Below are 14,104 nucleotides of genomic sequence, written 5' to 3'. Positions count from 1 at the left end.
TCCCGGGAGGCTTCGGGAACCGACCTGGGGACACTAGGATCCCTGCGCGAGGAGCTCGCTAGATGAAGCGGCTGCACAGAGCCCGCTCCGATCGGCTCGCCGATCGGAGCAAGCGGTCTCTCACTGGAGGTGAGAGACGGGTTCGATCGGATTGATCCAATCCGGCCGAACCCGGCTCGGACCAGCGCGACGGCCGAAGGGAGCGACGACCCGAAGAGGGGAACTGGCTTCCAACGGCATCGCGACACGGCCAGCAGCCGGCTTCGCAGAAGCGCGGCCCGGAGTTTTGAAATCGCCGAAGGCGGAGCGCCACGGGGCGTGCGGAGGGTGGCTCAATCCTTCCGCGCCGCTTCCCGGCTCAATGGAAGCGGATACCAACGCGCCTCGCGGCGCTCCGCCAGCCCCCTATTCTCGAAGCGCCCGCAGGCAGGCCTGCGGGCGGGCGAGGCCGTGCGCCCTTCCGCTGGCCGGCGGAGCGCCGCCGGTTCCGTTCCGGCGGGCGAGCCCGTAGAGTCGCCCGGCAGTCCAAGGGAGGTGTCGGTGAGTCGGTGGCGTGTCGCCTGTGTCGGTCTTGGCCTCGTGCTCGCGGCGGGCGCGGCGCGGGCCCAGGTGCCGGGGCCGCTGATCGAGCAATGCGCCTATTGCCATGGCGCCGACGGCATCGCCCGCGACGCCGAGGTGCCGCACCTCGCCGGGCAGAACGAGCGCTATCTGTTCAACCAGATGCTGGCGTTCAAATCCGGCAAGCGGCCGCACAAGGAGATGCGCTATCTCTCGCGCCTGATGACGACGGAGGAGATCGGCGCGCTCGCCGCCTATTACGCCAGCCTGCCGCCGCGCTGAGCTCGCGCCGCGCCGCCCCCCGCCGCGCCCTTGCGTCGCACGGCTTTGTGAGGGTCTTGTTTACGCCTTGTTAAGCCCGGCACTTTCATCCCTGCGACGCAAACAGGAGATGACCCGATGATCAGACTGGCGCTTCCCGCGGCATTCAGCCTTCTTTTCGCCTCGGCTCCGGCTTTCGCCGCCCCGGCGCAGCCGCTCGGCCAGTTCAAGCAGTGGAACGCCGCCTCCTATTCCGGCGAGAACGGCAAGCGTTGCTATATCGTCTCCTCGCCGACCACCGAGAAACCTGAGAGCCTGCGTCACGGCGAGGTGTTCTTCTTCGTGCAGACCGCGCCGAACGCGCCGGCCCGCACCGAATCGAGCTTCCAGACCGGCTATGATTTCGCCAAGGATTCGACCGTCACCGTGACGATCGGCGAGGACAGCTTCCGGATGCTGACCTCCGGCAACAATGCCTGGCTGCAGAGGCTGGAGCGCGAGGGCGAGCTGCTCGCGGCGATGAAGGCCGGCGACGAGATGGTGCTGGCGGCGCGCTCGGCCCGCGGCAACGAGACCAGCTACACCTTCTCGCTCGAGGGCGTGACCGCGGCCTCGAAGCTGCTGGAGCGCTGCGGCTGAGGGCCGCTCGCCGTCCGCGCCAGCGCAAGCCGCCGCCGCGGGCGAACGCATGACATGATGCCGCAGGAGGGGCGCCGGCACCGCCCCTTCAGGGCCTGGCTGGCGCAGCGTCGAGGCCGTCGGCGGGCGAAATTCCGATGCTGCAGCGCAAAGCGCATGGCGAAGAGGGGCAATTCTGCATCAAATCGCAGCAGAACCCGGATCCGGGTTCGAACCGCGCAGGACCAGCCCAAATATTAGGCTGATTTTTCATCGTTCCGACAAAATCGTTAAGCGCCCTGCGCGGGTCAGGAGCCATTTCACAAACGATCCCTTAATTCGACATGCATCCGGAGCATAACGGAACTGACGCCACGCCCCTGTGATAGGCGGCCTGGCCATTCTATATGCAGTGCACAACGAATTCATCGCTGTGGGGGAAACCCCAAGAAACCAAGAGGTTACCACCATGTTCCTGACCATGATCGCCGCCAAGATCCGCGCCTATCTTCGCTATCGCGAGACCGTCCGCGAGCTGTCGCGCCTGACCGATCGCGAGCTCGACGATCTCGGCCTGTCGCGCTCGGACATCCAGTACGTCGCGCGCACCCACGCCACGGCCTGATTTCCGGCCGCCGGCGTTTTCGAGATCAGTTTCGCGACCGTAGTTTCTCCCGGACCCCGCGTTCCTCCCCTCAGGGTCTGGTCGAAGAGCGAATGCCCGCTTTCGAGCGGGCATTTTGCGTTTCGGAGGCCGGATTCGCACCGGCGCCCTTGACCTCGCGCCCCGCCGCGGACACATCGCGGCCATGAGCATCGCACCCATCCATGTCGTCGGCGGCGGCCTCGCCGGTTCGGAAGCCGCCTGGCAGATCGCCGAGGCGGGCGTTCCCGTCATCCTGCACGAGATGCGCCCGGCGCGCGGCACCGAGGCCCACAAGACCGAGGGCCTCGCCGAGCTGGTCTGCTCCAACTCCTTCCGCTCGGATGATTCGTCCTCCAACGCCGTCGGCCAGCTGCATTGGGAGATGCGCCGGCTCGGCTCGCTGATCATGGCCAAGGGCGACGCGCACCAGGTGCCGGCGGGCGGGGCGCTCGCGGTCGACCGCGACGGCTTCTCGGCCGCCGTCACGGCCGCGCTCGCGGCCCATCCCAACGTCACCATCGCGCGCGGCGAGGTCGCCGGCCTGCCGCCGGCCGACTGGGACAAGGTCATCGTCGCGACCGGCCCCCTCACCTCGCCGGCGCTGGCGGAGGGCCTGCGCGCCCTGACCGGGGCAAGCGAGCTCGCCTTCTTCGACGCCATCGCCCCGATCGTCCATTTCGAATCGATCGACATGGAGGTCGCCTGGTTCCAGTCGCGCTACGACAAGGCCGGCCCGGGCGGCACCGGCGCCGACTACATCAACTGCCCGCTGAGCCGGGACCAATACGAAGCCTTCGTCGACGCGCTCCTGGGCGCGGAGAAGACCGAATTCAAGGAATGGGAGGGCACGCCCTATTTCGACGGCTGCCTGCCGATCGAGGTGATGGCCGAGCGCGGCCGCGAAACCTTGCGCTGGGGGCCGATGAAGCCGGTCGGGCTGACCAACAGGCACAATCCGACGGTGAAGCCTCATGCCGTCGTCCAGCTGCGCCAGGACAATGCGCTCGGCACGCTGTTCAACATGACCGGCTTCCAGACCAAGCTGAAATACGCTGCGCAGGCCGCGATCTTCCGGATGATCCCCGGCCTGGAGAACGCCGAGTTCGCCCGGCTCGGCGGCATCCACCGCAACACCTATCTCAACTCGCCGGAGCTGCTCGATGCGCAATTGCGCCTGAAGGCCGATCCGCGCCTGCGCTTCGCCGGGCAGATCACCGGCTGCGAGGGCTATGTCGAGAGCGCCGCCATCGGCCTGCTGACAGGGCGCCTCGCCGCCGCCGAGCGCCTCGGCCGGCCGCTCGGGCTGCCGCCGGCGACGACGGCGCTCGGCGCGCTGGTCAACCACATCACCGGCGGGCACATCGTCACGATCGACGAGGGGCCGCGCTCCTTCCAGCCGATGAACATCAATTTCGGCCTGTTCCCGCCCATCGAGGGCGTCGCGACGCATGGCCCCGACGGCAAGCGCCTGAAGGGCCCGGCCAAGAGCCTCGCCCGCAAGCAGGCGCTGACGGCGCGGGCGAAGGTCGAGCTCGACGGCTGGATCGGCGAGGCCAGCGCGCAGGCGGCGGAGTGAAACGCCCCTGGGCTTCTACGATCGCCCCGCCCTCGCCGCCCGCCATAAGATCCATTGCCGCCGCAGCGGCGACAGGCTGACGATGGTGCGATAGGGGTCGTAGCCGCGCCGCTCCATCCGGCGCAGATAAGGCTCGACCAGCGCCACCGGCAGGAAGGCCGGCCTGACCGAGGCCGGCACGGTGGCGGCGAGATCGCCGAGCTTGCGCAGATGGATGCGCGCCAGCGCCCGCATCTCCTTGAGCGAATAGTTGAGCCCCGGCCCGCCGCGCCCGCGCACGATATCCTCGCGGGTGACGCCGTTGCGCGCCAGCAGGTCGGCCGGCAGATAGACCTGCCCCCGCGCTGCGTGCCAGGGAAAGGCGCGCATCAGCCCGACCAGCGCATAGGCGACGCCGGCATGGCCGGCCGCCGTCGCGCCGCCGGGGTCGCGGCCCTGGGCGAGCACCAGGCAGGCGAGGCGGATCAGCGCGCTCGAGGTCTCGCCGGCATAGCCTTCGAGCTCCGGAAGCGACGGCATCGGGTCGTCATAGAGATCGAAGACGCGCGCCTCGATCAGGCCCGAGAGCGGTGCGATCGGCAGGCGGAAGCGCCTGATGGTGTCGAGCAGCGCCTGCGCGACGGGATGGCCCGGCACGGGCGCGTCCGGCCAGCTTTCGAGCACGTCCCGCCACCATTGCAGGCGGACCTCGCCCGGCAGCGGCTCGCTGACCTGCTCGCGCACGCGAGCGATCTCGTGACTGAAGGCATAGAGGGCGAACAGGCCGGGCCGCAGCGCCTCCGGCGCGTAGAGCGAGGCGATGTAGCGGTCCGGGTCGTGCTCGCGCACGAGCGACAGGCAATGGGCATAGGCCTGCGAGAGCGGACCCGGTACGGTGCCGGCGCGGTCCTCGGTCTTCGTGGTCATGCGCCCTCCCCGCTCCGGTGATCGCCCGGGCCGAAGCGCCGGCAGTCTAGGCCCGCCCGGCGAGCTTGGCTACGCGGGAGCGGCATGGCCGATCGGACCTGGCCGCCAAATCAGTCGACGGCGATCAGCGCTGCGGCGACGCGCCGCTCCTCGGCGACGAGGACGTTGTAGGTGCGCGCCGCGGCGGGCGTCGCCATCGCCTCGACGGTGATGCCGGCGGCCCTGAGCGGGTCGCGCAGCGACGGCGGCAGGAAGGCGATCTCGCGGCCAATGCCGAGGATGAGGAAATCGATCGCTTCCGCCTCGTCGAGAACGGGTTGCAGGCTGGCGAGGGTCAGCTCGGCGAAGGCCGCGACCGGCCAGATCCGGACGCCCGACGGCGTCGCCAGGATCGAGCCGCGATGGCTCATCTCGGCGAAGCGGAAGCCGCCGGCACCGAAGGCGTCGATCTGGTACCGGCCGGGGACGAAGCCGTCGAAGCGCCGTTCCATGATCGTCCTCACATCACCGCTGCGAGAGCGCGTGTCCGTCCCGGACAGCCGGAGGGCGGCCCCGCGATGACCAGCCCCTGGCGCTGGACCTCAGACCCGGGCCCTGGCCTCGGCGGCGTCCTCGCCCTGGTCGAGACGGCCGGCGCGGACGTCGAGATAGAGCAGCACCGGAGTCGAGACAAACATGGCCGAATAGGTGCAGACGAAGACGCCGAACAGCATGACGAGCGCGAAGCCCTCGATCGCCGTGCCGCCGAACAGCACGAGCGCGACCAGCGAGAGCACGGTCGTCGTCGCCGTCATCGCCGTGCGCGACAGAGTGGAGTTGACCGAGAGGTCGAGCAGTTCGGGGATCGGCATGGTCTTGTAGCGACGCAGCAGCTCGCGCGTCCGGTCGAACACCACCACCGTCTCGTTCAGCGAGTAGCCGACGATGGTCAGGATCGCCGCGATCGAGGTCAGGTTGAATTCGAGCTGCGTGATCAGGAAGAAGCCGAGCGTCAGCACGATGTCGTGCATGGTGCCGACGATCGCGCCGATCGCGAGCTGCATCTCGAAGCGGAACCAGAGATAGACCAGCACGCCGATGATCGCGAGCACGACGCCGAGCGTACCGGCCTGGACCAGTTCGCCGGAGACGCGCGGGCCGACGGTCTCGACGCGGCGGAACTCATAGTTCGGCGAGAAGGCCTCGCGTGCCCTGGTCACCACGGCCTGCTGCGCGACCTCGCCGCCTGGCTGGAGCGCGAAGCGCATGGAGAGCTCGCCGGCACTGCCGAACTCCTGAACCTCGACCTCGCCGAAACCGAAGGCGTTGGCGGTCTGGCGCACCTGGGCGATGTCGGGCCTGCCGCTCTTGGCCTGCATCTCCATCAGCGTGCCGCCGCGGAAGTCGATGCCGAAATTGAGGCCGACCGTCAGGAACAGCACCACCGTCAGCAGCGAGTAGGCCGCCGAGAACGGGTAGGCGAGGCGCCGCCAATGGACGATGCGGTAGCGGGTGTTGTCGGGTACGATGCGAAGCAGGCGCATGGTCTGATGAACTCCTGGCCTGCGGGCTCAGAACGGAAGGGCCTTCGGCCGCGCCCAGCGATACCAGAGCGCGATCAGCATCCGCGTCAGCGTCACCGCGGTGATGACCGTGGTCAGGATGCCGAGGATGAAGACCACGGCGAAGCCGCGCACCGGGCCGGAGCCGAGCGTGAACAGCGCCACCGCCGCGATCAGCATGGTGACGTTCGAATCGATGATGGTCGCGAAAGCGCGCTGGAAACCGGCCTCCAGCGCCGAGACGAGCGAGCGGCCCAGATGCGATTCCTCGCGCATGCGCTCGTAGATCAGCACGTTGGAATCGACCGCCGTACCGATGGTCAGGACGATGCCGGCGATGCCCGGCAGGGTCATGGTCGCGCCCAGCAGCGACATCAGGCCGAGGATCAGGCAGACATGGACCAGCAGCGCGACGCTCGCGATGATGCCGAAGATGCCGTAATTCCCGATCATGTAGAGGATGACCAGCGCGGTCGCGATCAGGGTCGCCGTCTTGCCGGCCTGGATCGAATCCTGGCCGAGGCCGGGGCCGACGGTGCGCTCCTCGACGATCGTCATCTTCGCCGGCAGCGCGCCGGCACGCAGCAGGATGGCGAGGTTGTTGACCTGCTCGACGGTGAAGTTGCCGGAGATCTGGCCCGATCCGCCGGTGATCGGCGACTGGATGACCGGGGCCGAGATCACCTTGTTGTCGAGCACGATGGCGAGCTGGCGGCCGAGATTTTCCGTCGTCGCCTGGCCGAAGCGCTGGGCGCCGCGGATATTGAAGCGGAAATTGACGATCGGCTGCCCGCTGCGCTGATCGAAGGCCGGCTGGGCGTCGATCAGGTCCTCGCCCTCGACGATGACCTGGCGGCTGATCGGGATCGGCTGGCCGCCAGCGTCCTGAGAGGGCAGCATGTCGACGTCGCCGGAGTTCTGGTCGGCGACCATGCGGAACTGGAGCTTGGCCGTCTCGCCGAGGATCTGCTTCAGCCGCTGCGGATCCTGCAGGCCAGGCACCTGCACCAAAATGCGGTCGAGGCCCTGGCGCTGGATGTTCGGCTCGGTGGTGCCGAGCGCGTCGACGCGGCGGCGCAGCACTTCCATCGCCTGCTCGACGGCGCGGCGGATGCGCTCGTTGGCGCCGGCCTCGGTCACGCTGAGCTGGATCAGCCCGTCGGGATTCTCCGCGACCTCGATCGACTGGTTTCCGGACGGTCCGAAGGCGCCGAGGGTGCCGATCGGCTGGGCGAGCTCGCGGAATTTCGGCATCAGCCTGGCGCGGTCGCCGGCATCGGGAACGCGCAACTGCACGCCGCGCGGGGTCATGCCGATGCCGCCCTGCAGGCCGACGCGCTCCTCGCGCAGGATGCGGCGGACGTCGTCGCGCAGCTGCGTGACCTGGCTGCGGATCAGGTCGGCCCGGTCGATCTCGAGCAGGACGTGGGAGCCGCCCTGCAGATCGAGGCCGAGCGTCATCGCGTGGATCGGCAGCAGGAAACGCGGAATCCAGGCCGGCGCGCCCTGCTCGATCGCCTTGCGGGTCTCGGGCGAGAACAGATTCGGCACGGCGAGCCCGCAGCCGAAGACCAGCACGAGCAGAACGAGAATGACCTTGCGGGCCTGGAGACGAAGCATCTGCGGGTAAGCCTTGTTAGCGGGCGCGGGCGCTCTGGCCCCCGCGCCTCACGGCCTTCAGCTCTTGACCGGCTCGCCCTTGGCGCGCACGTCGGAGATCATGCCCTTGAGGATGCGCACGCGCACGCCATCGGCGATCTCGGCCTCGATCTCGACGTCGTCGACCACCTTGGAGACCTTGGCGATGATGCCGCCCGAGGTGATCACAGTGTCGCCGCGGCGGACGTTCTTGATCAGCTCCTGATGCGCCTTCACCCGCTTCTGCTGCGGCCTGATGATCAGGAACCACATGATGATGAAGATCAGGACGAAGGGGACCAGCGACATCAGCACGTCATTGGTGCCGGCGCCTCCAAGGCCCTGGGCGAAAGCGGGGGTGATCACGGGAAGGCTCCTTCACGTCGCCGCCGATTGACGGCCGGCCGGCGCGGGGGTTGGTAAAATCGCGCGGACTATAGCCAGCGATGTCGTGAAATCAATCGGAAGCGGCCGATCTGCGGCAGCACCCCCCAGCTAAGCTGTCCCTGCCCCATGCGCAATGGCCTTGCCTTCGCCGCGCGAGCGGAGCTATGAGCGTACCGTACCGTTCGGTACGCGTATCTAGCGGACATGCCAGCGATGACCGAGACCGCCCCCGACCCGACGCTCGCCACCCTCCTGCGCATCGCCGACGCGCTGGAGCGCCTCGCTCCGCCGGCGAAGCGCCAGCCCGACCTCACCGCCGCCGACGCCTTCGTCTGGCATGCCGCCGGCCAGGAGCTCTCGCCTGTCGCCAAGGTGAACCGCGTCGCGCTGGCGCTGCTGCGCGGCGTCGACCGGGTGCGCGACACCCTCGCCGAGAACACCGAGCGCTTCGCCCGCGGCCTGCCGGCGAACAATGTCCTGCTCTGGGGCGCGCGCGGCATGGGCAAGTCGTCGCTGGTCAAGGCGGTGCACGCCGACACCAATCAGCGCCTGCCGAAAGGCGCCCTCCCCCTCAAGCTGATCGAGATCCATCGCGAGGACATCGAGAGCCTGCCCGTGCTGATGGGGCTGCTCCGCGCCGATTCGCATCGCGCCATCGTCTTCTGCGACGATCTCTCCTTCGACGGCCAGGACACCTCGTACAAGTCTCTGAAGGCGGCGCTCGACGGCGGCGTCGAAGGGCGGCCCGAGAACGTCGTGTTCTACGCGACCTCGAATCGCCGGCATCTGCTGGCGCGCGAGATGGTCGAGAACGAGCGCTCGACCTCGATCAATCCCGGCGAGGCGGTCGAGGAGAAGGTCTCGCTGTCGGATCGGTTCGGGCTCTGGCTCGGCTTCCACAAATGCAGCCAGGACGAGTACCTTTCGATGATCGACGGCTATGTCGGCCATTTCGGGCTGAGGATCGAGCCGGAGCAATTGCGCCGGGAGGCGCTGGAATGGGCGACGACGCGCGGCTCGCGCTCGGGCCGCACGGCTTGGCAGTACATCCAGGACCTGGCCGGGCGGCTGGAGACGAAGCTGGAGGGTTAGGAGGCGTCATTCTCGGCCGGAGCGAAGCGCAGATCCGAGAATCTCCCGGCGAGAAAGGGGCCGGCCGGCGCCTCGTCCGGCCAGAGACGGCCGGGTCAAGCCCGGCCATGACGCGCTTCGCAAAAGCAAAACGGGGCGGCCTTTCCTGGGACCGCCCCGCCTCGTCTCGGCCGGCGGGGTCTCGCGAATACCGGCCGAAGTGTGAACCGAAATCTTTCCAGCGACAGCCCGGAACGATTTCGCGTCCCTGAGCCGGTGGAGGAATGGAGGCCTGCGGGCGGAGCCGCGCCCGCCCGGGGTTGCCGCGATCAGTTGCTGAGATAGGGCATCGGGTCGACGGGGGTCGAACCCTTGCGCAGCTCGAAATGCAGCTGCGGCGAGTTGACGTTGCCGGTCTGGCCGGACTTGGCGACGACCTGGCCGCGCTTCACCGTCTCGCCGCGCTTGACCGCGAGCTCGCCATTATGGGCGTAGGCCGAGACGTAGCCGTTCGGGTGGCGGATCAGCACGAGGTTGCCGTAGCCCTTGAGCTCGCTGCCGGCATAGGCGACGACGCCGCCCTCGGCCGCCTTGACCGGCGTGCCTTCCGGAACCGCGATGTTGATGCCCTCATTGCCGCCCTTGCCGGCATAGCCGGCGATGACGCGGCCGCGGGCCGGCCAGCGGAACTCCGCGCCGGAGGAGGCCGGCTCCTCGGCCTTGGGCAGGCTCGCCGTGGTCTGCGGCTCGGCCTTCGGCTCCGGCGCGGGAGCCACGGCCTTGGGCTGGACGGCGACCTTGTCGGCCGGGGCGCTGGCGACGACCGGCGCAGCCGCCTTCGGCTTCGCCGGCTGGGCGGCCGGGGTCGGCAGCGCGGCGGTCTTGGTCTCCGCGGCGGGGTTGGCGGCCTTGGCGGCAGCCTTGGCCTTGGCCTCGGCGGCGAAGCGGGCGCGGGCCTCGCCCATGCGCCTGGCGTCGGCTGCGGCCTTCTCCCTGGCTTCGGCCGCGGCCTGCGCCTTGGTCTGGGCGGCCTGCGCCCTGGCGTCGACGGCAGCCGCCTTCGGGGCGACGGCGGGCGCGGAGGCGACCGGACGCGACGCCGGCGGCGGCGCCAGGCGCGGCTGCTCCGGACGGTGATCGACCGGTGCCGGCTGGCGCGCGGCGGTCTGGCTGCCGGCGCCATTGTAGACGGGCACGACGATGCGGGTGCCGGGCGTGACCTCGCCCGAGAGGCCGTTCGCCTGCATCAGCGCGGAGCGCGGCACGCCGTAACGGCCGGAGATCACTTCCAGCGTCTCGCCATGGGCGACGACGATCGGGGTGCCGCCCTGCGCGGTCCAGCCGGCGGCGGAGCCGGCCGCACTCGGAGCCGGGGCAGCCGGCGGCGAGGTGCGGAGCGCGACGGAGGATGTCGGCGGCGGCAGCGGCTGGCTGCGCACGCCCGGATTGCCGGCGGCGGAGGCCGTCTCGTAGGACTGGCGCGGACCATTGCTGCCGATCGAGCCGGTCGTGGCCGGGTCGCGCTGCGGCGCCGGGGCATGGGCGGTCTTGAAGGGGTTGTCGAAAGGCGCCTCGGTGAAGCGCAGCGTGTCCGAGGAGCAGGCGCCCAGGCCGGCTGCAAGGGCGCAGACCGACACGACGCGAACCAGGGACTTCGGCACGGCCAGCTCGACTTGCTTACGCATGGACTCAGCACTCGCGAACGACGCAACTCAACGGTCCGCATTAAAGAGCCGGTTAGGTTAAGAAGGTGTTTCGCCGCTGACGGGCCACGTAAATTTCTGAAGCAGACCCGCGCCTAAAGCGCCTGCGACAGGCCCGGCGCCAGCGGCGGGATGCGCACGACCGGGCCGAGGGCATGGTCGAAGCCGTCCTCGCTGCGCGTCACCACGACGAGCCGCGCCGCGCCTTCGACGCGGAGCGCGCCGACGAGGCGCCCGCCGACGCCGAGCCGGGCGAGCAGCGCCTCCGGCACGGCGTGCATCACGCCATTGACCAGGATGCGCTCGAAGCGGCCGAGCGTGCGGTCGGGCTGGAAGCCGTCGGCATGGCGGAGCTCGACCTGGTCGGCGAAGCCGCCGCCGGCGAGCCGCTCATGCGCCGCGAGGGCGAGCGTCCGGTAGCGCTCCAGCGAGACCACCTGGCCGCCCATCGCCGCCAGCAGCGCCGCGACATAGCCCGAGCCGGAACCAACCTCGAGCACGCGGCAGTCGGGCTTCATCTCGAGCGCGCCGACCAGCGCGGCGACCGTGTGCGGCGCCGTCATCGTCTGGCCGCAGGGCAAGGGCACGGAGACGTCCTGGCGGGCGAGGTCGGCGAAGCGCGACGGCGCGAAATGCTCGCGCGGCACCCGCTCCATCGCCCGCAGCAGCGCGATGTCGCGCACGCCGCGCGCGCGCAGCGACAACAGGAAGGCGACGGTGCGTTCGCTCTCGCTGCTGGCGCCCTCCCCGGTCATCCCTGCCGCCTTCAGGCGAAGAGCTGCGCGAAGCGCGTCATCGTCGGCTCATGCGTCAGGTCGAGCTCGAGCGGCGTCAGCGAGATCTTGTTCTGGGCGAGCGCGCGCAGATCGGTGCCGTTGGCCGGCTCGGTCTTCCCGCGCTGGAAGGCGATCCAGTAATAGGGATTGCCGCGCCCGTCGCGCCGCGGCTCCAGGCGCATCAGCTCCTGGTCGCGCCGGCCCTGCGCCGTGACGGCGACGCCCGCGACCTCGGCCGGCGCCACGTTCGGGAAGTTGAGGTTGAACAGGACGCCGTCCGGAATCCCCTCCTCCAGCAGGCGCCGGACGATGCCGGGGGCGTGCTGCAGGGCGCAGTCCCAAATGATGCTGCTGCGGTCGCCCGGCATATAGGCCTGGCTGAGCGCGATCGAGGGGATGCCGAGCAGCGTGCCTTCCATGGCCGCCGCGATGGTGCCGGAATAGGTCACGTCCTCGGCGACGTTCTGGCCGCGGTTGACGCCGGACAGCACGAGATCGGGCTTCGTCTCGGCCAGAATCGAGCGCGCCGCCATGATCACGCAATCGGTCGGCGTGCCCTGGACGGCATAGCGCTTCTCCGCGATCTGGCGCAGGCGCAGCGGGTTCGACAGCGACAGCGAATGGGCGACGCCGGACTGGTCGGTCTCGGGCGCCACCACCCAGACATCGTCGGAGAGCTGCGCCGCGATGCGCTCGAGGACGGAGAGCCCCTCGGCATGGATGCCGTCGTCATTGGTCACCAGGATGCGCATGGGATCAGGCCGCCTTCTCGATGCGGGTGACCCCGCGCATATAGGGGACCAGCACCTCCGGCACGGTGATCGAGCCGTCGGCGTTCTGGTAGTTCTCCATCACCGCGATCAGGGCGCGGCCGACCGCCGTGCCCGAGCCGTTGAGGGTGTGGACGAAGAAGGGCCCCTTGCCGTCCCTGGTCCTGTAGCGGGCGTTCATGCGCCGCGCCTGGAAATCGCCGCAGACCGAGCAGGACGAGATCTCGCGATAGGTCTTCTGACCCGGCAGCCAGACCTCGATGTCGTAGGTCTTCTGCGAGGCGAAACCCATGTCGCCGGTGCACAGCGTCATCACGCGATAGTGCAGGTCGAGCTTCTTCAGCACGGTCTCGGCGCAGGCGAGCATGCGCTCGTGCTCCTCGCGCGACTTCTCCGGCGCGGTGATCGAGACGAGCTCGACCTTCTCGAACTGGTGCTGGCGCAGCATGCCGCGGGTGTCCCGGCCTGCCGAGCCGGCCTCGGCCCGGAAGCAGGGTGTCAGCGCCGTGAAGCGGCGCGGCAGCTCCTCCTCGGAGAGGATCGATTCGCGGACGAGATTGGTCAGCGGCACCTCGGCGGTGGGGATGAGCCAGTGCCCGCTCGCCGCCGCATCGAGCACGACATCGCCGCGCGCCTTGCCATGGCGTGCCATGGCGAGCTCTCGCTTGAGGAGCTCGAAGAAGCCGACGATCTGGTCGATCTCGTCCTGGCGCATCTTCTGGTCGATCAGCGCCTGCACGACCGAGCCGAAGGTCGCCTGCTCGCGCCTGCCCTCGGCCGAGGTCCAATCCTCGGCCAGCGATTCCCAGAGCTCCGCCGCCGGCCCGTGCGGCTTCAGATGATCGGGCAGGTCATAGGCGAAGGCATGGAACTGATCGCCGGCGAATTTCGGCAATTGCGCCGTGCCGAACATCGCCTCGTCGCGCACCATCAGCGGCGGGTTGACCTCGGTGTAGCCGTGCTCGTCGACATGGGTGTCGAGCATGAACTGGCCGATGGCGCGGTTGAGGCGCGCGAGCTGGCGGTCGAGCACCACGAAGCGCGAGCCGGAGAGCTTCGCCGCCGTCTCGAAATCCATCTGGCCGAGCGCCTCGCCCAGCTCGTAATGCTCCTTGGGCCGATTGACGCCGGCGAGCCGGCCGTTCTCCTCGGGCTTCGCGCCATGGGCATGCAGCAGCACGTTGCCGTGCTCGTCAGCGCCCTCGGGCACGTCGTCGAGCGGCGCGTTCGGAATGGCGGCGAGCTGCGCGTTCAGCGCCTCGACGGCGATCCGCTCCTCGGCCTCCAGAGCCGGCACCTGCTCCTTGAGCGCGGCGACCTCGGCCTTGAGCTGCTCGGCCAAGGCGAGGTCCTTCTGGCCCATCGCCTTGCCGATCTCCCTGGAGAGGGCGTTGCGGCGCTCCTGAGCGGCCTGCGACTTGCCGATGGCGGCGCGGCGCTGATCATCGAGCGCCAGCAGCGACGACGACAGTTTCTCAAGCCCGCGCCGTTGCAAGCCCCGATCGAACGCCGCGGCGTTCTCGCGAATCCATCTGATGTCGTACATCGCTCAAGCCGATCCATTGTGGAATCGGCTGATGCTCTAGAGCATGGCGCGCCGGCACGGAAGCGTTCCGTCGGCGTGGCGCAGGTGCAAGCGAGACAAGGCGC

14 protein-coding genes are annotated in these 14,104 nt (G+C 69.3%); 5 read left to right on the top strand and 9 right to left on the bottom strand.

What is annotated here, in order from left to right; all coding sequences use genetic code 11:
- Positions 1 to 540 precede the first annotated feature (540 nt).
- From CS1GBM4_RS23115 to trmFO, 4 genes are all read left to right on the top strand, one after another.
- A complete protein-coding gene (locus CS1GBM4_RS23115) occupies positions 541 to 843 on the top strand; it encodes a c-type cytochrome (protein WP_186421112.1) in 303 nt (100 codons plus the stop codon).
- Positions 844 to 960: 117 nt separating this feature from the next.
- Positions 961 to 1,461, top strand: coding sequence for an invasion associated locus B family protein (locus CS1GBM4_RS23110; protein ID WP_186421111.1), 501 nt, complete (start codon positions 961 to 963; stop codon positions 1,459 to 1,461).
- Positions 1,462 to 1,909: 448 nt separating this feature from the next.
- Positions 1,910 to 2,065 (top strand): DUF1127 domain-containing protein, encoded by a 156-nt coding sequence (locus CS1GBM4_RS23105; RefSeq protein ID WP_186421110.1) that lies wholly within the window; start codon positions 1,910 to 1,912, stop codon positions 2,063 to 2,065.
- A 184-nt stretch (positions 2,066 to 2,249) separates the two neighbouring features.
- Positions 2,250 to 3,662, top strand: a complete 1,413-nt coding sequence (gene trmFO, locus CS1GBM4_RS23100; RefSeq protein ID WP_186421109.1) for a methylenetetrahydrofolate--tRNA-(uracil(54)-C(5))-methyltransferase (FADH(2)-oxidizing) TrmFO — start codon at positions 2,250 to 2,252, stop codon at positions 3,660 to 3,662.
- Between the two features lie 15 nt (positions 3,663 to 3,677).
- Here trmFO and CS1GBM4_RS23095 read toward each other — a convergent pair whose 3' ends face one another.
- From CS1GBM4_RS23095 to yajC, 5 genes are all read right to left on the bottom strand, one after another.
- The gene (locus CS1GBM4_RS23095) at positions 3,678 to 4,568 is read right to left on the bottom strand and encodes a phytoene/squalene synthase family protein (protein WP_186421108.1); all 891 of its coding nucleotides are present in this window, start codon (positions 4,566 to 4,568) and stop codon (positions 3,678 to 3,680) included.
- Positions 4,569 to 4,678: 110 nt separating this feature from the next.
- The gene (locus CS1GBM4_RS23090; protein ID WP_186421107.1) at positions 4,679 to 5,059 is read right to left on the bottom strand and encodes an MTH938/NDUFAF3 family protein; all 381 of its coding nucleotides are present in this window, start codon (positions 5,057 to 5,059) and stop codon (positions 4,679 to 4,681) included.
- A 90-nt stretch (positions 5,060 to 5,149) separates the two neighbouring features.
- Complete coding sequence (secF, locus tag CS1GBM4_RS23085) at positions 5,150 to 6,091, bottom strand: protein translocase subunit SecF (protein ID WP_186421106.1); 942 nt, start codon at positions 6,089 to 6,091, stop codon at positions 5,150 to 5,152.
- Positions 6,092 to 6,118: 27 nt separating this feature from the next.
- Positions 6,119 to 7,729: a protein translocase subunit SecD gene (gene secD, locus CS1GBM4_RS23080; RefSeq protein ID WP_186421105.1), complete on the bottom strand. Its 1,611-nt coding sequence runs from the start codon at positions 7,727 to 7,729 to the stop codon at positions 6,119 to 6,121.
- 57 nt (positions 7,730 to 7,786) lie between these two features.
- Positions 7,787 to 8,056 (bottom strand): preprotein translocase subunit YajC, encoded by a 270-nt coding sequence (yajC, locus tag CS1GBM4_RS23075; RefSeq protein ID WP_186421131.1) that lies wholly within the window; start codon positions 8,054 to 8,056, stop codon positions 7,787 to 7,789.
- A 291-nt stretch (positions 8,057 to 8,347) separates the two neighbouring features.
- Here yajC and CS1GBM4_RS23070 point away from each other — a divergent pair, with 291 nt between their 5' ends.
- A complete protein-coding gene (locus CS1GBM4_RS23070; protein ID WP_186421104.1) occupies positions 8,348 to 9,226 on the top strand; it encodes an ATP-binding protein in 879 nt (292 codons plus the stop codon).
- Between the two features lie 308 nt (positions 9,227 to 9,534).
- On the opposite strand, the gene CS1GBM4_RS23065 is transcribed toward CS1GBM4_RS23070, so the two are convergent.
- From CS1GBM4_RS23065 to serS, 4 genes are all read right to left on the bottom strand, one after another.
- Positions 9,535 to 10,890: a LysM peptidoglycan-binding domain-containing M23 family metallopeptidase gene (locus CS1GBM4_RS23065; protein WP_186421103.1), complete on the bottom strand. Its 1,356-nt coding sequence runs from the start codon at positions 10,888 to 10,890 to the stop codon at positions 9,535 to 9,537.
- A gap of 113 nt (positions 10,891 to 11,003) precedes the next feature.
- On the bottom strand, positions 11,004 to 11,663 hold the full coding sequence (locus CS1GBM4_RS23060; RefSeq protein WP_186421102.1) for a methyltransferase domain-containing protein: 660 nt from the start codon (positions 11,661 to 11,663) through the stop codon (positions 11,004 to 11,006).
- A gap of 11 nt (positions 11,664 to 11,674) precedes the next feature.
- On the bottom strand, positions 11,675 to 12,436 hold the full coding sequence (gene surE, locus CS1GBM4_RS23055; protein ID WP_186421101.1) for a 5'/3'-nucleotidase SurE: 762 nt from the start codon (positions 12,434 to 12,436) through the stop codon (positions 11,675 to 11,677).
- Between the two features lie 4 nt (positions 12,437 to 12,440).
- On the bottom strand, positions 12,441 to 14,000 hold the full coding sequence (gene serS / locus CS1GBM4_RS23050) for a serine--tRNA ligase (protein ID WP_186421100.1): 1,560 nt from the start codon (positions 13,998 to 14,000) through the stop codon (positions 12,441 to 12,443).
- Between the last annotated feature and the right edge of the window lie 104 nt (positions 14,001 to 14,104).

This window comes from Allobosea sp. CS1GBMeth4 (assembly GCF_900185715.1).
GTDB lineage: Bacteria > Pseudomonadota > Alphaproteobacteria > Rhizobiales > Beijerinckiaceae > Allobosea.
Note: the sequence above shows the minus strand (reverse complement) of the source record. Positions and strands in the feature narration are given on the sequence as shown.